An 18,091-nucleotide genomic window follows, 5' to 3' on the forward strand; every position below is an offset into this window, starting at 1 on the left:
GAGCATTGGTCAGCATATGCCGGAAAAACAGGATACCTACCAAAAAGATCTGTCACGCGTACTGCGCGACAACATCACCGATCTTATTGCCTTGATGGCGGTTGCCGAAGAGCGCAGCTTCACCAAGGCGGCTGCCCGGCTGAATGTGTCTCAGTCAGCCCTGAGCCACACAATCAAGGCCTTGGAAGAGCGGCTTGGCCTGCGACTTTTGACCCGAACAACGCGCTCGGTCGCCCCCACCATTGAGGGCGAGGACCTGATCGCAACGCTGGCGCCATGCCTGACCACCATCGAAGACCGCCTGATCGCCCTGACCGACAGTCAGGGGGCGCCCAGCGGCACCGTGCGCATTGCAGCCACAGATTATACGATCGAGACCCTGCTTTGGCCCAAACTGGCCCCTGCCCTGAAAGCCAATCCCGAAGTCAAAGTCGAGTTTGTCATGGACTATGGCTACACCGATCTGGCGTCCGCCCAGTGCGACGCCGGGGTGCGTTATGGGGAACAGGTCAGCGATGGAATGATCTCCATGCGCATCGGACCCGATGAGCGGATGGTCTGCGTCGGATCGCCTGACTATTTTGCCCAATATGGCAGACCCGAGACCCCCACAGATCTCGACCAGCATGAATGCATCAATCTGCGCCTGTCGACCCATGGTGCGCTCTATGCTTGGGAATTCGAGGATGAGGACGGGCGCGAGCTGCGGATCAAGGTCAAGGGACAGGCCTGCTTTGATACGGTGATGCCGATCCATACCGCTTGCCGGGACGGCCATGGTCTGGCCTTGCTGCCGGAATTGCTGGTTCAGGCGGATCTCAAGGCGGGTAGACTGGACATCTGCCTGGGGGACTATTCGCCCTATTTTCCGGGCTTTCACCTTTACTATCCCAGCCGTCTGCGCAGCTCGTCAGCCTTTCAGGTTGTCCTCGATGCCTTGCGGCAACGGGACAAGTAAGGCGGGAAAAGGAAGATTAATTAGCTCTGATCATGACTGGGATCACATCTTCAGTCATTAAGTTTGCCAACCGCATGCCCACCTTATTGAACGAAGCCCACAGCATCCAAGGCCTCTTACATAAGGATAGTGATTGATGAAAAGTCTCAAGACAATTGCAGCCGCCTCCACCTTCGCCATGATGCCTTTCAGCGCATTTGCAGAAGACGTGACCAAGACCTTCCCCAATGCCGTCGCCAAGGTTTCTCCTGCTTTGCAAGCCTATTCCGCGCAAGCCTTGGCCGGGTCCGTCTGGCAGGATGAAGCCTTGTCCAAGCGTGACCGGGCGCTGGTCACCTTTGCAGCCCTGTTGACCCGCCATGAAGCAGAGGCACTTGCCGATCATTCCGCCTTGGCTCTGGATGTTGGCGTCAAGCCGGCCGAGCTATCCGAGACCATCACCCATTTGGCTTTTTACACCGGCTGGGGCAATGCCATGGCGGCCGCCAAGGCGGTCGCTCCGGTCTTTGAAGCCCGCAACATTGCAGCCGAAGATCTGCCAGCTGCCGAAGTCGATCTTCTGGCACTGAATGAGGAAGCCGAGGCCGCTCGCCAGACCTTTGTGTCCGATACATATGGTTCGGTCAGCGCGGGGGTTGTGCGCGACACAGAACAACTGCTGTTTCTCGACCTCTGGCTACGCCCCGATCTGGCACCGCGCGACCGCAGCCTGATCACCGTCGCCGCCTTGATCGCTGCCGGGCAGCCCGAGCAAATGACGTTCCATCTCAACAGAGCCATGGACAATGGACTGACCAAGGGCGAAGCCGGTGCGGTTCTCTCTCATCTGGCTTTCTATGCGGGCTGGCCGAAAGTGTTCTCAGCCATGCCCGTCGCCAAGAAGGTATTTGAAGCCAGAACGGACTAACCGAGCACCACCTGCCAATCGGCCAAACCGAACTGGACCCAGTCATGACAATGGCCGGGTCCTTGGCCATTTGACCTCTGGCCAGCCACAGAAGCGCCACAACAGGGGCGCAACACAGGAATGGACGCATGAAAATCGCAATTGTCGGATCTGGTCGGATGGGCACAGCCCTTGGAACCATTTGGGCCAAGTGCGGCCATGACATCATCTTTTCTTATGCGCGGAGCGACAAACGGCTCGCGGCCTTGGCCGCTCGACTTGATGCCCGGTGGGCGGATGTGGCCAGCGCAGTTGAACAGGCGGATGCAATCCTGCTTGCTGTGCATTGGTCTCGCATCGAAGACGTGCTGTCGCAGACCGGTGCAATGACAGGCAAGATCGTGCTGAATTGCTGTGTGCCGCTCGATCCATCAGACAGCAGGCTGGTGCTCGGAACCGACAGGTCCGGCGCAGAATATCTTGCCGAACACCACCCCGAGGCGGCTTGGGTCGGCTGTTTCAACACCGCCCCTTCCGAAAGCTTTGACGCTGTCTTTGCCCGCAGAGACCGGCAGCCACGCCCGCAAAGCCTCTGTTATGGCGATCATCCCGAAGCCAAACGGCAGGCCAAAAAACTCATTGAACAGGTGGGCTTTGACCCGGTCGATCTTGGTGACCTTGCCAATGCTCGCTTTGTTGAACCCTTCGCCATGGTGACGGCAGTTCTGGCCTATGAGCAGACCGGCGGACCGAACCTCACCTATCGATTTGAAAAGCTGCGGGACTGAACCCGCACAGAAAGGAAAGACCATGAAAATCATTCGCGGCGGCAGCGCCCCATCCTTTGCAGGACCAAAAGACTGGTTTACCGGCACGGTGCGTGTGGATCCTCTGTTTCAGGCCGAAGATCCCGGACGCGCGGGCGGAGCCCATGTGACCTTTGAGCCCGGCGCTCGCACCGCCTGGCACACCCATCCGGCAGGCCAGACCCTGATTGTCACCTTTGGCTGCGGTCGCGTACAGCGTGAAGGTGGTCCGATCGAGGAAATCCGTCAGGGCGACATTGTCTGGTTCCCGGCAGGCGAAAAGCACTGGCATGGGGCCTCACCGGAAACCGCCATGAGCCATATCGCAATACAGGAAAGCGTTGAGGGATCAGCGGTAACCTGGATGGAGCACGTCTCTGACAAAGACTATCAAGGCTAAAAACCACGCCAGACCAAACTTGGTTTCACCCAAACAAGGCGGACCGAGAAGCAATGGTTTCGCAATCCGCCTTGCTGCTGATCGACCCATCAGCGCCGTACGAAAGCTATCCGTCCCCATGCAAGCCACGACCCCTCAAAGACCCGAAATCATTTGCCACATGATCAGTTCGCTCGATGGTCGGCTGTTGCCCGACCGGTGGCAAGGCCTGCCTGAAGCGGCCATTGATCTTTATGAAGAAGTGGCTGAAAAATACAAAGCAGACGGCTGGATTGTCGGTCGCAAGACAATGGAAGCCTATCTGCCGACCGGACCCGCTGCCCTTGCGCCGCAGCCCGCAGCCAGCTCCGCCACTTTGACCTCCTATATCGGCCAAAGAGGCAACCGCCCCTTATGCGTGTGCTTTGATCGCACAGGCGTCCTGCGCCCACAAAGCGATGAGGTGGATGGCAGTCACTTGGTGTTGGTTCTGTCTACCGGGGTTAGTCAGGACCACGTCACAGCATTGGCTGCCAAAGGCATAACGGTCTTGTTTGCTGGCGCGGATGGAGATGATATTGCCGCAGCCCTGCAATCCCTCGCATATGCCTTTGGCAAGCAGCGCCTTTTGCTCGAAGGGGGCGGCATACTCAATGGAGCCTTTCTGGCCAAAGGCCTGATTGATGAAACCAGTACCCTGATCGTGCCCTATCTCGATGGTCAATCCGGCATTCCAACCATTTATGATCATCAGAAAGAAACACAAGGCCAGCTGGTTGAACTTGTGGGTGTCGAACGCCTCGATCACGGGGTCGTTTGGCTGCGCCATCATGTGAAGCACAGATGATTCCTGCCATGCGCCTCATGATGATTGGATTTGGGCGCAAGAGCCTTGCCGGTTCGATGATTGACGGCATGGCATAGACACAGGAACTGGTCGGTTAATCCGCTTTTTCATCGACATGCGCAGCGTCTAGAGGCGCGCAACCCAACGCGTGAAGATGCCAAGGCGAGGGCAGAAAGCTGTCCTCGCCTGAATGATTTTGAACCCGGACAGCTCACTCCGCGATTTCTATGCGCACCGGACCTTTATCCAGTTTAGACAATTGGGCCACGGCTCCTGCCTCAAATCGACCAAGCCGCACAAGCCCACGTGAATAGCCGAAATCACGATAGAAAATGGCCACATCGCCCCATGGCGCATAATAGGTGATATCGCCCGGGTCTGGATCGATCCCGTCTGGTGTGTCGGTCGTCGCAAGCTTTTGGGGTGGATAAAAGATCTTTTCAATCCCCGCATAATCTTCCAGCTCCACCTCCAGCGGCAATTGCTTGAGAAAATCTCTGCTGGCCGAATTGTCTTCGATCGTTGCCCTCAAAGTGGTTTCTCCAATGACAAATTGAATCTTCATGTCGTCTGCCGCTCCTTGTCCGCTCCACAAGACCAGTGGAACCAAAATCGTCAGCGCAGAATGGAGCCTTTGTCGGCGCAAAAATCTCATCACAGCGCATCTCCTGTCATCCGGAAAGAAATCAAGAGAATGAGGCTCCCCGCCTCTTTCGGCAAGATCAAAGTCTCTCAAAACACTTATGAAGAGCACGCATGAATGTCATGGATGCAGTCTTCAGCCTGATCGAAACAGCCAATCAGCGCCATGGGCATAAACTGTGGGTTTCCAGAGCATCACGGGGCGACGGAAACCCAAAGTTAGCAGTTTACTGTTATCGACTAATTACAAAGTTGGCACATTTTAATGCGCTGACCTGAATCGAACCTTGTCGAACCATGCTGCTGATAAGCCGTTCGATGCCCAAATGCGACATGCCAACCGGTTGGACGCCAAAGGATGCCAACGAATGAATGAAACGCCATTCGGACCTGTATTGCATCACGATGGATTTCTGCAAACTGATGGGAAGCAGCAATGAATCCCCTTCATTATAGACCGGTTCAGGACTATTGGCCCGTATTTGGTGCCTTGATCTTTCTGATCGCCATGACGGTCGTTGCGTCTCATATCAACGAAACGCACAAATCGATGCTGTCGCTCGCAGACCAGAGCTTTCTGACGTCGGCTCAGAAAAAGGTCCAAGATGTCGAACTTCATTTTGACCGCTTGAAGCAGACAGGGGAGCGCATCGCCGCGTCTCATTCCGTTGAAAGCTACATAACCGGCAAAAAGAGCGAAGACGGAACCGAACAGGTCCTCTCAAAGAGAATTGACGAAATCGAGCAGCGTTTCAATCGCTTCCTGAGAAACTCAAACTCGCTCGAATACAACGTCTTCAGTTATCTTGCTTTCATTGATCGCGACGGCACACTGATAGCCAGTTCGGGCCACGCACAATCCCGCAAAACTTGCGGCGAGGCCATGTCAAAATTCGAAGCCAAGGTCAGTCTGGACTTCGAGCATCGCTTTGTCGTTGCGACCGCCCCGGTTTACCACCGCGCCGCCTATCAAGGCTGTATTCTGACACTCAGTGCCTTTGATGAGGTTCTTGATCTGCTGCAGCCCAGCCTTTCGGAACCCGACATCTTCGCTCATTTGGTGATGGATGATGGCCAGCTCATTATAGGCTCGGATGAAGTGGCTGCCTCCCACGGCGTGCATCTGAACGCCGATATACTGACGGCACATAGCAAGAAAACAGTCCTGCATGATCTCCAGCTAGCCGAAGGACGTGGCAAGATGGTGGGGGTTTCCGTGCCGCTCAGAAATATGGCTGCATCCATGCACATGCTGCAGCCCGCATCCGGGTTTGCTGGGGGGGCCTTGTCGGACAATTTCGCTCTGCCGCTGTTTGGATTTTCCTGCTTCATGCTGATCTTTACGATCGGCATTAATCATCTGAGAATAAAGAACAACCGATTGAAAACCGAGTTCGGCATCATCAGAGAGCAGAGCCGGTTGCTTGCAAGGAAAAACAACAAGCTCTCCAGAGAGATCGAGCGCAGAAAGTCGGCGGAGGCAGATTCGCGCGAAAAGGCGCTTGAGCTGGAATCGCTGAACACGGATCTGCAAATTGCAGCCACCGCATTCGAGAGCATCGAAGGGATGGCAGTGATCGATACGAAGAAAACAATTCTCAAGGTGAACTCAGCGCTGCTGGACATGCTGCAAACTGATGAAGCCACGCTCTTGAACAGACCCATTCTCGACTTGTTAGACTACACTCTGGAATTAGAGAATGCATTCTCCGAAGTCTGGGAAACCTTGGAAGCCAGACAGGGCTGGCAAAGAGAGGTTCAGGTCAGAAACAAATCCGGTGATAAAATTGAACGTTGGATGGCGGTCTCTCCGGTTTTGAACAAACACGGCAATCCAACCCACTATATTCTCACTTTCTATGACCTGTCGGCGCAAAAACAGGCAGAAGACAGAGTGCGCCAATTGGCATTCCATGACCAGTTGACCGACTTGCCCAACCGTTCCCTGCTGATCGATCGCTTGCAGCTTGCCATGAAGGCCAATGCACTGAAGGGCACCTATTCAGCGGTAATGTTCCTCGATCTTGATAACTTCAAGACCCTCAATGACACCTTGGGTCATGATGCAGGGGATGAACTCCTCATTGCCGCCGCAAGACGACTGCAAGCCAGCGTCGGAAAAGAGCAAACCGTCGCCAGATTCGGTGGAGATGAATTCGTCATCTTGATGCCGAAGCTCAATGGCCAAACGGCCAAAGAGGCTGCTCTGGATGCAGAAATCTTCTCATTCAGTATATTGGACGCTTTTGAGCAGCCATTCCAACTTGCCGGCGTCGCACATCGCTGTACGACAAGCATCGGCATCGCAACATTTGGCCCTGAAGTAAAAACCTATGAAGACATCCTGAAGCATGCCGACATTGCCATGTATCAGGCAAAGAGGGACGGGCGGAATGCCGTGCGCTTCTATGACCCCGCACTTCAGGAAAACCTGTCGCACAGGATGCGGCTGGAACGAGATCTGCGAACAGCCGTCAAACAGCAGGAATTGACGCTATTCTACCAGCCTCAGGTCAGTTTCCAAGGCGCGGTGACCGGCGCAGAAGCGCTGCTACGCTGGAAGCATACTGAACTGGGCTATGTGTCGCCCGCCGAGTTCATTCCCATAGCGGAAAGCTGCGGACTGATACCGGAGCTGGGCAACTGGATTCTGGATACCGCGTGTCAGCACCTGGCTGAATGGCAAAACAATCCGGACCTGCGCGATCTGACACTTTCAGTCAATGTGAGCGCCATTCAACTGCATCATTTCAATTTTGTCGATCAGGTCCTGACAAGGCTGGCAAAGCACAAGGCTCCCGCCACCAAGCTGAAGCTTGAAATTACGGAAAGCCATCTGGTGGACAATGTCGAAGACGCAATCACCAAGATGGAACAGTTGCGCCAACAAGGTGTCCGTTTCGCGCTTGACGATTTCGGCACCGGCTACTCCTCGCTCTCCTATCTCAAGAAGCTGCCTCTTGATCAATTAAAGATCGATCAGAGCTTTGTCCGATCGCTACCCTGCGAACCGAACGATGCCGCCATTGCCAAGATGATCGTCGCGTTGAGTGAAACGCTTGAACTGTCGGTGATCGCGGAAGGCGTTGAAACGGAAGAGCAGCGCGATTTTCTCCACTCCGTAGGCTGTGACGACTATCAGGGCTTCTTTTTCGCCAAACCATTGCCACATGACGAATATGTCGAGTTTGCCTCTCTCTTTTCAGGCAAGTCACCCCATCAGACTGATAGCGCGAACCGCGCTGCCAGTTGATCAGGTGGAGCCGAGGATGCAGGCACCCCCGGCAGAGCAATCTAGGCCCTTCCAACAAAAGCACCCGTCACCGCTGGGTTGCCCGTCCCTCATGTTTTCGGCTTGCCATAACCGAAATCCGTGAGAATGGCGAACAGGCTTGGCACCAGGAACAGAGACAGGACCGTGGCCGTCAGCAAACCGAATGCAAGGCTGTTGACGAGCGGGATGAGAAACTGCGCCTGCGTACTGCTTTCTGCCAGCAATGGCAACAACCCGGCAATCGTGGTCATTGACGTCATCACCACGGCTCTGAAGCGGGCTTTTGCGGCCTGTTTGGTGGCTTCCATCGGGTCATGCCCGGCTTCCATTTCCCCATGTATGAAGGAGACCAGAAGGATCGAATTGTTGACCACCACCCCCGACAGGGTCGCCAGACCGACAAGACTTGGAATGGAGATGTCCAGTCCCATTGCCAGATGCCCGAGGACCATGCCGATGGCCCCAAGAGGGATCGCGGCAAGGACAATGATCGGCAAGACATAACTCTTGAACTGGAAGCTGAGCAGAATAAAGACAAAGGCAAGGCCAATCAGGAAGTTGGTCCGCAAGGAGCTGCCCGTTGTTGACGCTTCTTTGCCCTGACCGTTGAAGGCCATGGACACACCGGGATAGTTCTTCTTCAGGGCCGGAGCGAACTTGCTCTTCACCTCCATCATCAATTCACGCGCATTGACGATGTTGGGCTTGATCGCCCCGATGACAGACACGGTACGCATGCCATCGACACGGTTGATGCGCGCATAGCCGCGACTTTCGGTGACATCAGCCACCGTGGCCAGAGGCACCTTCGAGCCGTCCGCGGCGGTTACATAGATCGCATTGATGCCACCACGGCTGTCAATTGCGCCATCGGCAAGCCGCACACGCACATCAACACCATAGCGACCGGTCTGAACCTCAAGGCCAGTATTGCCCTGCACGATAGAGCGCAATTCTTCTGACACGCCCTTGCCCGTCAGCCCAAGACTCCCCGCATCGTCATGCAGCTTGACAACATATTCAGGCTTGCCAGGACGCAGATCATCAAGCACATCGACAACTCCGTTATAGCCATAGAGAAAGACCTTTAGATCATCGGCCGCTTTCTTGATTTGCTCCAGATTGCCGCCCCGCAGACGCAGATCGATGGCATTGCCAGCAACACCGCGCTCCTTGTCGGTGAATTTCATGGCAAGGCTCCCCGGTACAGGCCCGGTCAGTTTCCGCCAACTCGAAAGCATCTCCTGCAAGGAGCCTTTGCGTTTCTGCGCTCGGATCAGGTCGGCACTGATGGTCGCCTGATGCGGCCCTTTCTCATGAGAGTCTGCATTGACCCCATAATAGACCAGAATATTGTTGACCAGATCGCGCTGTTCGCTCTGCAGGGGTTTGAACTTGTCATTGACCTTCTTGAGCGCTGCAACAACCTGCTGCACCGCCACTTCGGTCTCCGCAAGCGGCGTTCCCTGTGGCATCAGAATACGGGCCTGAATGGTATCGCTTTCCAGTTTCGGGAAGGAACGGAATTTCAGCATCCCACTGGAAAAGGCCCCGTAAGACAGGATCAGCATGGCAAGGATCAGCCCGGTGGTCAGATAGCGCCAGGATATCGCCCAATCGATCATTCGGCCAAAGACCCCATTGCGAAAGCCTTCGAACCCACGATCAAAGGCGGCGTGGAACCGAGATGGCTTTCTCTCTCCCTGTTTTTTGAGAGAATGATACAGATGGGACGGCAGAATCAGGAAGGCCTCGATGAGACTGATTGCCAGCGTGATGACAAGGATCACCGGCAGGACCTTGAGCACCGCCCCGATTTTACCGGCCATCAGAGCCAATGGGCCGACAATCAAAATCGTCGTGAGGAAGGACGAAATGACGCTTGGCAACACCTGCAAGGTGCCTTTCACCGCCGCATCCAGTTCATCTTCGCCCTTTTTGAGACGCGCGCCGATATTTTCCGAAATGACGATGGCATCGTCCATCAGCAAGCCAGTCGACACGATCAGCCCGACCATGGTCATGGTGTTGAGCGTATAGCCCAGCCCCTGCATGGCAAAGATGGCCCCGAGAAAGGAAACCGGCAGCCCCATCGCCACCCAGAAACTGTAACGCAGCGAGAAGAACAGCCACATCACCAGAAAGACGAGCGCCAGACCCTGAAGGCCATTCTCGGAAAGGATGCGCAACCGATCCACAATGTTGGGGGAGACATCCTGAGAGATGTTGAGACTGACGCCCGGAGGCGCCATGGACCGTTCATTTTCCAGAATGGTATCAATCAGCGCCTTGACCTTCAGGGTATCCTGTTTGGGGGTCTTGGCAATTTCGATCAACGCGGCACGCTGGCCGTTGAACGTGACCTTGTCTTCGGCAAATTCAAACGCACGGGATAATGCTGCAATATCCTTCAGGCGCACCACACCACCATTGGCCGAGCTTTTGACGACGATATTGGCAAATTCGCGCGGTTTTCTGCGCTGGTCGGCATAGCGCAGAACCAGATCACCGCTTTTGGTCTCCAACGTACCCGATGGCAAGTCGACACTCTGGGCCTTGATGGCAGACGTGACGTCATTGATGCTCATGCCCAGATCCCGCAGCGCGGCTTCGGACACGCGAATATCAATCACCGGATCAGAAAACCCCTTCAGGGTTGCCTGAGCGATCTGCTTGTTACGCATCACCCGCGAGAGGACCTTGTCGGCATAGGCAAACAAACCGCCCGGATCATCGATGCCCGTGATGGCAATCGTCGAAATGATTGCAGTCCGCTCCATCTTGGTGACTGAGGGCCGTTCAACATTGGCCGGGAAGCCGGTTATGGCTTCGATTTCGCTCTTGATGTCATTGTAAAAGGTATCGAAGTCCCGCCCCTCGATCATCGTGACCACGCCAATGGCCAGATTTTCCCGTGCTTCACAGGTCAGTTCCAGCTTGTCGGGAATGACCCCGAGGGCTTCCTCGACGCGCAAACAGATCGCCTCTTCCACATCGAGCGCCGTTGCCCCCGGATAGGTGACGCGCACTTCCACCTGCGTCGGATCAGTGATGGGAAAGGTATCCCGTTGCAGCTTGGGCAGCGCCAGCACGCCGACAAGCAGGATTGCGACCATCAGCAGATTGGCTGCTGTGGGATGCTTTGCAAAATAGCGGATCATGATTATTTTGCCCCTTTGCTTGGCGCTTTGCCAGAGGCTTCTGCCATCACGCGTTCGAGCAATTTCTTGTCAGGCTTGGGTCCCACCAGCATGCCGTCGACAGGGGCGGGCATATCGGACACGATCACCTTCTCCTTTGGCTCCAGACCAGACATCAAAACGGCGATGTCTCCCTGAATATAGGCCACCTTGACCGGCTTGAAGCGAAGGCGCTTTTCCGCATCGACCACCATCACCTTGCCTTTGCGAATGGCAGAGGCTGGAAGCGCGAACATGTTCTTTCTCGGCATCCCCTGAAGAATGACCTCGACCGCAGTATCCGTCACCAGAGGCGGTTTCTGCCCCGGGCTGGCCTGCCCATAGGGGTCCTGCACGGTCAGCACGATCCCTCGCGTTCGGGTTTTGGGATCCATCGCCGCAGTCACGCGGTCAACCCTTGCCTCCCAGAGGATGTCGGACCGGGGTGTATGCAGAACCACCTTGGCTTTCATGGCCGTGTGGCGGTTGGCATCCGCTCCCTCCTGAGAAGACAAGGCATTGAGTGGTGCGCCGTCTTCGCCCGCTTTTCCGATCAGGGGACGCAACGCCCCGATGGGCAATTGTGCGACAATCTCCGCAACAGCAATGCCATCTCCTGAAAACAGCTTCTGCCCTTTATTGACATATTGGCCCACCGAAATATCAACCGACGACAACCGCACATCAAACGGCGCCTTGAGCTCGGTGCGTTTGAGGTTGAGCAGCGAGATCTCGCGTTGCTGCTGGAGAACTTTACCTTCCGCTTCGTTGAGCTTCAGGGTGCTTTTGAGCGTCTGCACCTTGGCATCTTGAGTCAGCAATGCCCGTTCCGCAGCATCAACACCGGCCTGCGAAGTCGAGCCGCGCGAAAGCAGGGATTTCTTTCGGCCCAGATCATCCTCAAGCAGAGCCAAGGCTCGTTGTTCGATTTTCAACGAAGCCGCAATTGTGTCCGTTTTGGTGTTCAACGCCTCGATCTGGGCCTCGATCTGGGCGAGCGCCAGTTCATATTCCCGCTCGTCGATTTTCAAAAGGCTTGCGCCTTTCGCAATGAGCAACCCATCCCTCAGACTGTCTGCCGTCCAGATAACCGGACCGGCCACCTGCGCCACAGCGTCCCATTTGCGATCCGGCTGCACCTTGCCATAGGCCGACACGGACGGGACAACCGTCATTGGCTTGGCACCAATGACTTTGACCGGCGTCGGCTTTTCCTTCCCTTGCGTTGCGACTTGAGGAGATTTGGCCGATTGCCCGGACAAAACGAAAAGGCCGATTGCGAGGGCCACCGGAGGAACAATCAGGAGTTTTTTCAGGATACTCATATCGAAGCTCTTTGCGCAGCTATGGAAGGGAAAACCGCGTGCCCGCGATCATGTTTATTATTTCGAAAATACTGTAACAGAAAATTTAGCTCAAGATACAAAGCGTAACGAAGCGTATCGCTTTGTAATCGAATGTCGATCGAAGGCATCATGTGCGCTGGACAAAATAAAATAATTGCGAATAAATGAATATTATGACCCAACCCCAGAGACCGGACAAACCATATGACCAACAAACTCGGACCTATTGCCCTTGTGGCCGCAACCTGCCTTTCAGCCCCCGCCGCCGCACAGAGCGGCATCGCGCTTTATGAAGACAATTGTGCTGCCTGCCATGGCGGCTACGAAATGGGAGATGATCGTGTTGCTCCGCCGATTTTCGCGGTTCAGGGCCATTACCTTTCGGCCTATCCAGACAAGACCACCTTCACCAAAGCCATTGTGGCATGGGCAAAGGACCCAAGTCTGGCCCGCGCCCGCATGCCCGGCGCCATTCGTCGGTTCGGCTTGATGCCAGCGGTCGAACTCTCCGATGAGGATGCGGCAAAAATCGCAGAATTCATCTATGACGGTCAGTTTGATCGCCCGGGATGGTATGCCGATCACTATCGTCAAGAGCATGGCAAGGCGCCCAAATGATCGCCGGACCCTCAGCTTGGTCAAAATGACGCAGCATAACCATGCATATGTTTGTCATTTTTGACTTTCGTATAATTTCTTCACAGAGATGCATCCTGTTTGCTAACACGGAATCAAATCTGATGAAGGGGGAGCCGGTCCAAACCGGCTTCTTGATCTGACAATGCAATCCATACGCAAGGACATGTTGGCCCTGTGCATCACGCTGATCGCGCTGATCAGCCAGATGTTCTTTGGCATTGTTCATGCGACATCGATCTGGACCGCAGCCGCCGGCCCGATCGCTCAGGTTGAAGTCGGGTCCGTTGCACATAGTTTCCTTCAGATTTGTTCTGCCGGTGGTCTCGTCACCCTTGAGGGCGAGACCGAGAGCTCTGGAACCTTTGATCCAAGCCTCTGTTCTGTCTGTTCTTCTGCTGTCGCCTCTCCCACACTGGAAGGCGAGGAACCGGTTCTGCCGACGACACAGCAGGTCTTCACAACAGTCTCTTTCAAGTCCGGTGACCAAATTGGCACACCAAGGCTGGCGCAGGCCAACTTCGCTCGCGGTCCTCCTCTCTTTTCCTGACATTGATGCAAGGCCAGACCAACTGCACCCATTTCCCATGGGCGCATGCGCCAGATATTGAGCCATCGTCGGCTATTGCCCGCGGTTGGTCTTGCCTTTCCCTTTATTCCGTTTTGAAAAGAGAGACCAACTCATGAACCGTCGTACCCTTTTGACCTCGGCAGCGCTCGCCCCTGTTGCGCTGGCCCTGTCCTCCCTCGCCGCCGCTGCCAAGATGGTCACCCCTTGGGAGTGGACCCGCAAGAATGGCGTCACGGGCCATATGCAAAAAGACCCCGATCCGACCGACAAGGAATTCGAGAAATATCCGCGCTGCACCTATTGCGGCATGGTGCGTGAACAATGGAGCCACTCGCGCCATCTCATTCAGTATGACGATGACTCGACCGAGGGCACCTGTTCGATCCATTGCGCCTCCTTGTCCATCGGCCTCAATATGGATCGTGCACCCAAAAACATCTGGGTGGGAGACGCAGGATCAGACGCCGAGGTCAAACCGTTGATCAAGGTTGAAGATGCCCACTACGCCCTCGATCCCTCCAAGCCCGGCACCATGTCAGCAACGCGCAAATGGGCCTATGCCGACCCGGCCAAGGCTGCTGCGGTTGGAGCAGAGCGCGTGGTGCCTTTCGAACAGGCGCTGGAAGCGGCTTATTCCGACATGGCGAAAAACACGCTGATGATCCGCAAGCGCCGGGCTGAGAAGCGAGCCCACATGGCCAAAAAAATGAAGATGATGAAAGACAAGGCCAACTAAGCCACAACCTCCATCATCTTGATGGAATGGAGGACAAGCCAACGGCGGAGTGAGCCCCGTCACGGCTTGTCCTTTATTCGCATCCTCTTGCCGCGGGAGCGCGCCAATGTGCACAAGACCCAATCTGACCAGACGCAGCCTGATTGCCGCCGGGTTGTCAGCGCCAATGATGCTGCACGCAGCAAAGGCATCGGCCTCCGAGCTGCTTTTCACACCCTTTGGCACGCCTATGCCGCATGATCGCGACGCCTGCCCGGTTTGCGGCATGTTTCCCGCGCGGTATCCAGACTGGATTGCGACGGTGCTCTACAAAGACGGCCATGCCGACCATTTCGACGGAGCAAAGGACCTGTTCAAATATCTGCTCGATATGGACAAATATGCCTCGGGGCGCAAAAGGGAAGACATCCTGCATGTGGGCGTAACGGACTATTATGCAATCGAGCGGATAGACGCCCGTAAAGCCCTCTATGTCATAGGCTCCGACATTTTGGGACCGATGGGCCATGAACTTGTGCCCCATCCGGATCGCTATGATGCGGATGAGTTCATGAAGGACCATCAAGGCAAGCGCATCCTGACCTTTGGGGATGTGACGATGGATCTTCTGCTTGGCCTGGACAACGGGGAGTTCCGGCTCAAATGACCCTCCGTCCATCCCTCGCCATCGTCTCCTTGCTTTGCGTCCTGACGGTCCTGCTTGGTGCAGCCCTGCTCCATGCCGGCCTGTCCCCCATGCGCCAGCAACATGCAAGCAGCCCGGTCCGACAGTTGGGCTTGAGCGATCTCGCGCTGTTCACCGAAGCCCGCTACACACGCCACCCGACCATGGCTGACCTTCACACCCCCTTTCAGGATCATCCGGTCTCTATTGATCACTTTCCCACCGGCTCGCTGATCGGACCGCCACAGCATCTGCGACAGCTTGGTGGACAGATGACAATCGAGGGAGTGTCAAGACCATGACCCATTCTCCTCTCCGGCGACAGTTGAACTTGATCGACTTCACACTCGCCGCGATGCGCCGACGCCTCGGGCGCAACGCCATTCTCTTTGTCGTTTATGTGCTCGTTATTTTTCTCCTCGCCTCCGTCATGTTCTTCTCCCATGCCATCCGGCGCGAGGCGTCTGTGATGCTTGCCGACGCCCCGGAAATCACCATCCAGCACCTTGTCATGGGGCGTCACGATCTGGTGCCCCTCTCCTATCTCGACAAGATAGGCAAGATCCGCGGCGTTCGATCGGCAGAGGGGCGGCTCTGGGGTTACTATTATGACCGGGGCACCAAGGCGAATTATACCCTGATGGTGCCGGGCAAGAACGCAACAAACCTCAAGCTGGAGGAAGGCCAAACCATTCTTGGCGAAGGGGTTGCCCGTCTGCGCAAGGCCCAAAAGGGGCGCATACTGGCTCTCAGCTCACCGACAGGCAAACCGCTTGTCATGCGCATCAAGGACATTCTGACCAGCGACAGCGCTCTGGTCACCTCTGATCTGGTGCTGGTCAGCGAAGCGGACTTCCGCAAATTTTTCAACCTGCCGCAAGATGTCTATACCGATCTGGTCCTCAGCGTGCGCAATCAGCGTGAAGTCGCAACGATTGTGGGAAAAGTATCCTATCGTCTACCTGATGCCCGCATCGTCACCCGCAGCGATGTGTTGCGCACTTATGAGGCCATTTTCTCCTGGCGCGAAGGCTTGCTGCTGGCCCTGCTCGGCACCTCGATCATTGCCTTCACGATTTTCGTCTTTGACAAGGCGTCGGGTTTGTCCGGAGAAGAGAGACGGGAAATCGGCATCTTGAAAGCCATTGGCTGGGACACCGGAGACATTCTGGCGATGAAAGTCTGGGAGGCAGCACTGCTGTCCGGCCTGTCCTTCCTGACGGGAACATTGACAGCCTATGCTCATGTCTTCCTGTTTGACGCTGGATTGCTCAAGCCGGTCTTGCAGGGCTGGGGCGTGCTCTATCCCGACTTCACCCTTCCCCCCGCGATTGATGGCTTGCAATTGGCGACGCTCGCCTTTTTCACCATTGTGCCCTTCACGGCCGCCACCATTGTGCCGATCTGGCGGGCCGCCATCACAGACCCGGAACAGGTGATGCGATGATCACACTTGAAAATGTGTCCAAGTCCTATAATGACGGCCAGCCAAACGAGGTCCGGGCCGTCCAGTCTGTCTCCCTGTCCCTCCCCCTCAACCAGACGACTGTCTTCAAGGGTCCAAGTGGCTCTGGCAAGACGACCCTTCTTAGCGTGATCGGCTGCCTCGCGCGACCGACATCAGGTCGCGTGCATCTGAAAGGAGAGCTGATTTCCGGGTTGCCCGAGAAGTTCATGACCGACATTCGCCGTCAGACATTCGGCTTCATCTTCCAGCGTTTCAATCTCATTCGCGGCATGACGGCCCTTGAGAATGTCATGGCCCCGGCCTTGCCACTGGGGCTTGACCATGGAGCACTCAAGCGAAAAGCTCTGGATTTGCTCACCCAATTGCGACTTGATCACCGCGCCTCTGCCCCATCCGAGCTTCTGTCCGGCGGCGAAGCGCAACGGGTCGCCATTGCCCGTGCGCTGATCAACGATCCCGCCATCCTCATTGCTGATGAGCCGACCGCCAATCTCGACACCACCCTCACCACAGACTTTCTCGCCACCATGGACACGCTGCGTCAGGCAGGCAAGACCCTGTTGATGACCAGTCATGACCCACGCATTTGGCAGGCCCCGTTGGTCGACAGGATTGTCAGCATGGAAGATGGGGCTGTTGTCGAGATCGAGCTCGGAACCAAGACGGGACATGCGCCATCATGATTTTCCAAAGCACGATTCTGGCGCTCTTGCTGGTGGCGAGCCTTTCCAGCCTCATCCTGCTCTGGGCGGCGCATTTTTCCTATCAGATCCTCCAGCGTTGGAATCTGGAAAGCGGGTTGGCGCAGCAAATCCGGATGGAACGCAAGACCTACCTCGTCTCCACGGCGCTGGCTTTCGTCATGGGGATCGAGCTGATCAGCCTGTTGCTGTTTGTCTATAATGCGGACCGGATGGCGGTGATGTTCACCGGCGCCATGTGTGCGGTCGGCACCCTCAATGTCAACGCCTATGGTTTTCCGGCCTTGCTGTTCAAACTGGCAGCCTTTTTCGGGGCCTTTGTCTGGCTCATTCTCAACAAAGTGGATGGCAAGGGGCGCGATTATCCCCTCACCCGTTTTAAATATGCCTTCCTGATTGGATTGGCCCCCGTGATGCTCGCCAGTGCCGGGCTGCAACTGGCCTATTTCCTCAATCTGGAAACCGAAGTCATCACCTCCTGTTGCTCGCGCCTCTTCACCCCGGAGGTGGCCGGCCTTGAAGCCCAGCTGGCATCAATGGATGCCGAGTTGGCTTTGTGGCTACTCTATGCCGGTCTTGGTGTCCTGACCTTGCTGGCAACGCTTGGGCTGTGGCGATCCCGCCTGTCTGCCCTCTATGCTTTTGTCAGCCCTTTCTATTTTCTAGCGGCCATCACGGCGATCATCTCGGTGATTGCCCCCTACATTTATGCCCAGCCGCACCATCACTGCCCGTTCTGCATCCTCAAACCTGAATATGACTTTATCGGCTATGGGCTTTATCTCAGCTTGTTCATTGGCACCGGTTTCGCCTTGGCAGCGGGCTTTCTGTCTTTGCCCATCAAGGCCACACGGGCCGCAAGCCTGACATCTCACCTGCCGCAAGCTGTCTCACGCTATATCGGATATTCAATCGCCGCCTATCTGACCTTTGGCGCCCTGTGTCTCTTTGCGATCTGGACGTCCAATCTACGGCTCTTTGGCTAAATGACCTTGCCC

17 protein-coding genes are annotated in these 18,091 nt (G+C 55.8%); 14 read left to right on the forward strand and 3 right to left on the reverse strand.

Going from position 1 to position 18,091, the window contains the following annotated elements; all coding sequences use genetic code 11:
• Positions 1-16 precede the first annotated feature (16 nt).
• From DSD30_RS17400 to DSD30_RS17420, 5 genes are all read left to right on the forward strand, one after another.
• Positions 17-958, forward strand: a complete 942-nt coding sequence (locus DSD30_RS17400; RefSeq protein ID WP_114011004.1) for a LysR family transcriptional regulator — start codon at positions 17-19, stop codon at positions 956-958.
• 136 nt (positions 959-1,094) lie between these two features.
• The gene (locus tag DSD30_RS17405) at positions 1,095-1,865 is read left to right on the forward strand and encodes a carboxymuconolactone decarboxylase family protein (RefSeq protein WP_114011005.1); all 771 of its coding nucleotides are present in this window, start codon (positions 1,095-1,097) and stop codon (positions 1,863-1,865) included.
• 77 nt (positions 1,866-1,942) lie between these two features.
• Complete coding sequence (locus tag DSD30_RS17410) at positions 1,943-2,632, forward strand: NADPH-dependent F420 reductase (RefSeq protein ID WP_280955322.1); 690 nt, start codon at positions 1,943-1,945, stop codon at positions 2,630-2,632.
• A 22-nt stretch (positions 2,633-2,654) separates the two neighbouring features.
• A complete protein-coding gene (locus tag DSD30_RS17415) occupies positions 2,655-3,050 on the forward strand; it encodes a (R)-mandelonitrile lyase (protein ID WP_114011007.1) in 396 nt (131 codons plus the stop codon).
• Between the two features lie 118 nt (positions 3,051-3,168).
• Positions 3,169-3,876 carry a RibD family protein gene (locus DSD30_RS17420; RefSeq protein ID WP_114011008.1) on the forward strand — a complete coding sequence of 236 codons (708 nt, stop codon included), beginning with the start codon at positions 3,169-3,171 and terminating at the stop codon, positions 3,874-3,876.
• Between the two features lie 211 nt (positions 3,877-4,087).
• Here the strand turns inward: DSD30_RS17420 and DSD30_RS17425 are convergent, their stop codons facing one another.
• On the reverse strand, positions 4,088-4,441 hold the full coding sequence (locus DSD30_RS17425) for a cyclophilin-like fold protein (protein ID WP_114011138.1): 354 nt from the start codon (positions 4,439-4,441) through the stop codon (positions 4,088-4,090).
• Positions 4,442-5,581: 1,140 nt separating this feature from the next.
• Between DSD30_RS17425 and DSD30_RS17435 the strand changes: the two genes are divergently transcribed.
• Positions 5,582-7,771, forward strand: a complete 2,190-nt coding sequence (locus tag DSD30_RS17435; protein ID WP_198663020.1) for a putative bifunctional diguanylate cyclase/phosphodiesterase — start codon at positions 5,582-5,584, stop codon at positions 7,769-7,771.
• 89 nt (positions 7,772-7,860) lie between these two features.
• On the opposite strand, the gene DSD30_RS17440 is transcribed toward DSD30_RS17435, so the two are convergent.
• Together DSD30_RS17440 and DSD30_RS17445 are read right to left on the reverse strand one after the other, a co-directional pair.
• On the reverse strand, positions 7,861-10,953 hold the full coding sequence (locus DSD30_RS17440) for an efflux RND transporter permease subunit (RefSeq protein ID WP_114011011.1): 3,093 nt from the start codon (positions 10,951-10,953) through the stop codon (positions 7,861-7,863).
• A gap of 2 nt (positions 10,954-10,955) precedes the next feature.
• Complete coding sequence (locus DSD30_RS17445; protein ID WP_114011012.1) at positions 10,956-12,296, reverse strand: efflux RND transporter periplasmic adaptor subunit; 1,341 nt, start codon at positions 12,294-12,296, stop codon at positions 10,956-10,958.
• A gap of 225 nt (positions 12,297-12,521) precedes the next feature.
• Between DSD30_RS17445 and DSD30_RS17450 the strand changes: the two genes are divergently transcribed.
• From DSD30_RS17450 to DSD30_RS17485, 8 genes are all read left to right on the forward strand, one after another.
• Positions 12,522-12,935 (forward strand): c-type cytochrome, encoded by a 414-nt coding sequence (locus DSD30_RS17450; protein WP_114011013.1) that lies wholly within the window; start codon positions 12,522-12,524, stop codon positions 12,933-12,935.
• 163 nt (positions 12,936-13,098) lie between these two features.
• Positions 13,099-13,503, forward strand: coding sequence for a hypothetical protein (locus DSD30_RS17455; RefSeq protein WP_114011014.1), 405 nt, complete (start codon positions 13,099-13,101; stop codon positions 13,501-13,503).
• A 133-nt stretch (positions 13,504-13,636) separates the two neighbouring features.
• Complete coding sequence (locus DSD30_RS17460; RefSeq protein WP_114011015.1) at positions 13,637-14,260, forward strand: twin-arginine translocation pathway signal protein; 624 nt, start codon at positions 13,637-13,639, stop codon at positions 14,258-14,260.
• 106 nt (positions 14,261-14,366) lie between these two features.
• A complete protein-coding gene (locus tag DSD30_RS17465) occupies positions 14,367-14,906 on the forward strand; it encodes a nitrous oxide reductase accessory protein NosL (RefSeq protein WP_114011016.1) in 540 nt (179 codons plus the stop codon).
• Positions 14,903-15,226, forward strand: a complete 324-nt coding sequence (locus tag DSD30_RS17470; RefSeq protein ID WP_114011017.1) for a hypothetical protein — start codon at positions 14,903-14,905, stop codon at positions 15,224-15,226. Before DSD30_RS17465 ends, DSD30_RS17470 begins: the two co-directional genes overlap by 4 nt.
• Entirely contained in the window at positions 15,223-16,371 is a 1,149-nt protein-coding gene (locus tag DSD30_RS17475) for an ABC transporter permease (RefSeq protein ID WP_114011018.1), read from the forward strand. Before DSD30_RS17470 ends, DSD30_RS17475 begins: the two co-directional genes overlap by 4 nt.
• The gene (locus tag DSD30_RS17480; protein ID WP_114011019.1) at positions 16,368-17,075 is read left to right on the forward strand and encodes an ABC transporter ATP-binding protein; all 708 of its coding nucleotides are present in this window, start codon (positions 16,368-16,370) and stop codon (positions 17,073-17,075) included. The genes DSD30_RS17475 and DSD30_RS17480 overlap by 4 nt, the downstream gene beginning before the upstream one ends.
• The gene (locus DSD30_RS17485; RefSeq protein WP_114011020.1) at positions 17,072-18,079 is read left to right on the forward strand and encodes a hypothetical protein; all 1,008 of its coding nucleotides are present in this window, start codon (positions 17,072-17,074) and stop codon (positions 18,077-18,079) included. Before DSD30_RS17480 ends, DSD30_RS17485 begins: the two co-directional genes overlap by 4 nt.
• Positions 18,080-18,091: the final 12 nt, after the last annotated feature.

This window comes from Cohaesibacter intestini (assembly GCF_003324485.1).
GTDB lineage: Bacteria > Pseudomonadota > Alphaproteobacteria > Rhizobiales > Cohaesibacteraceae > Cohaesibacter > Cohaesibacter intestini.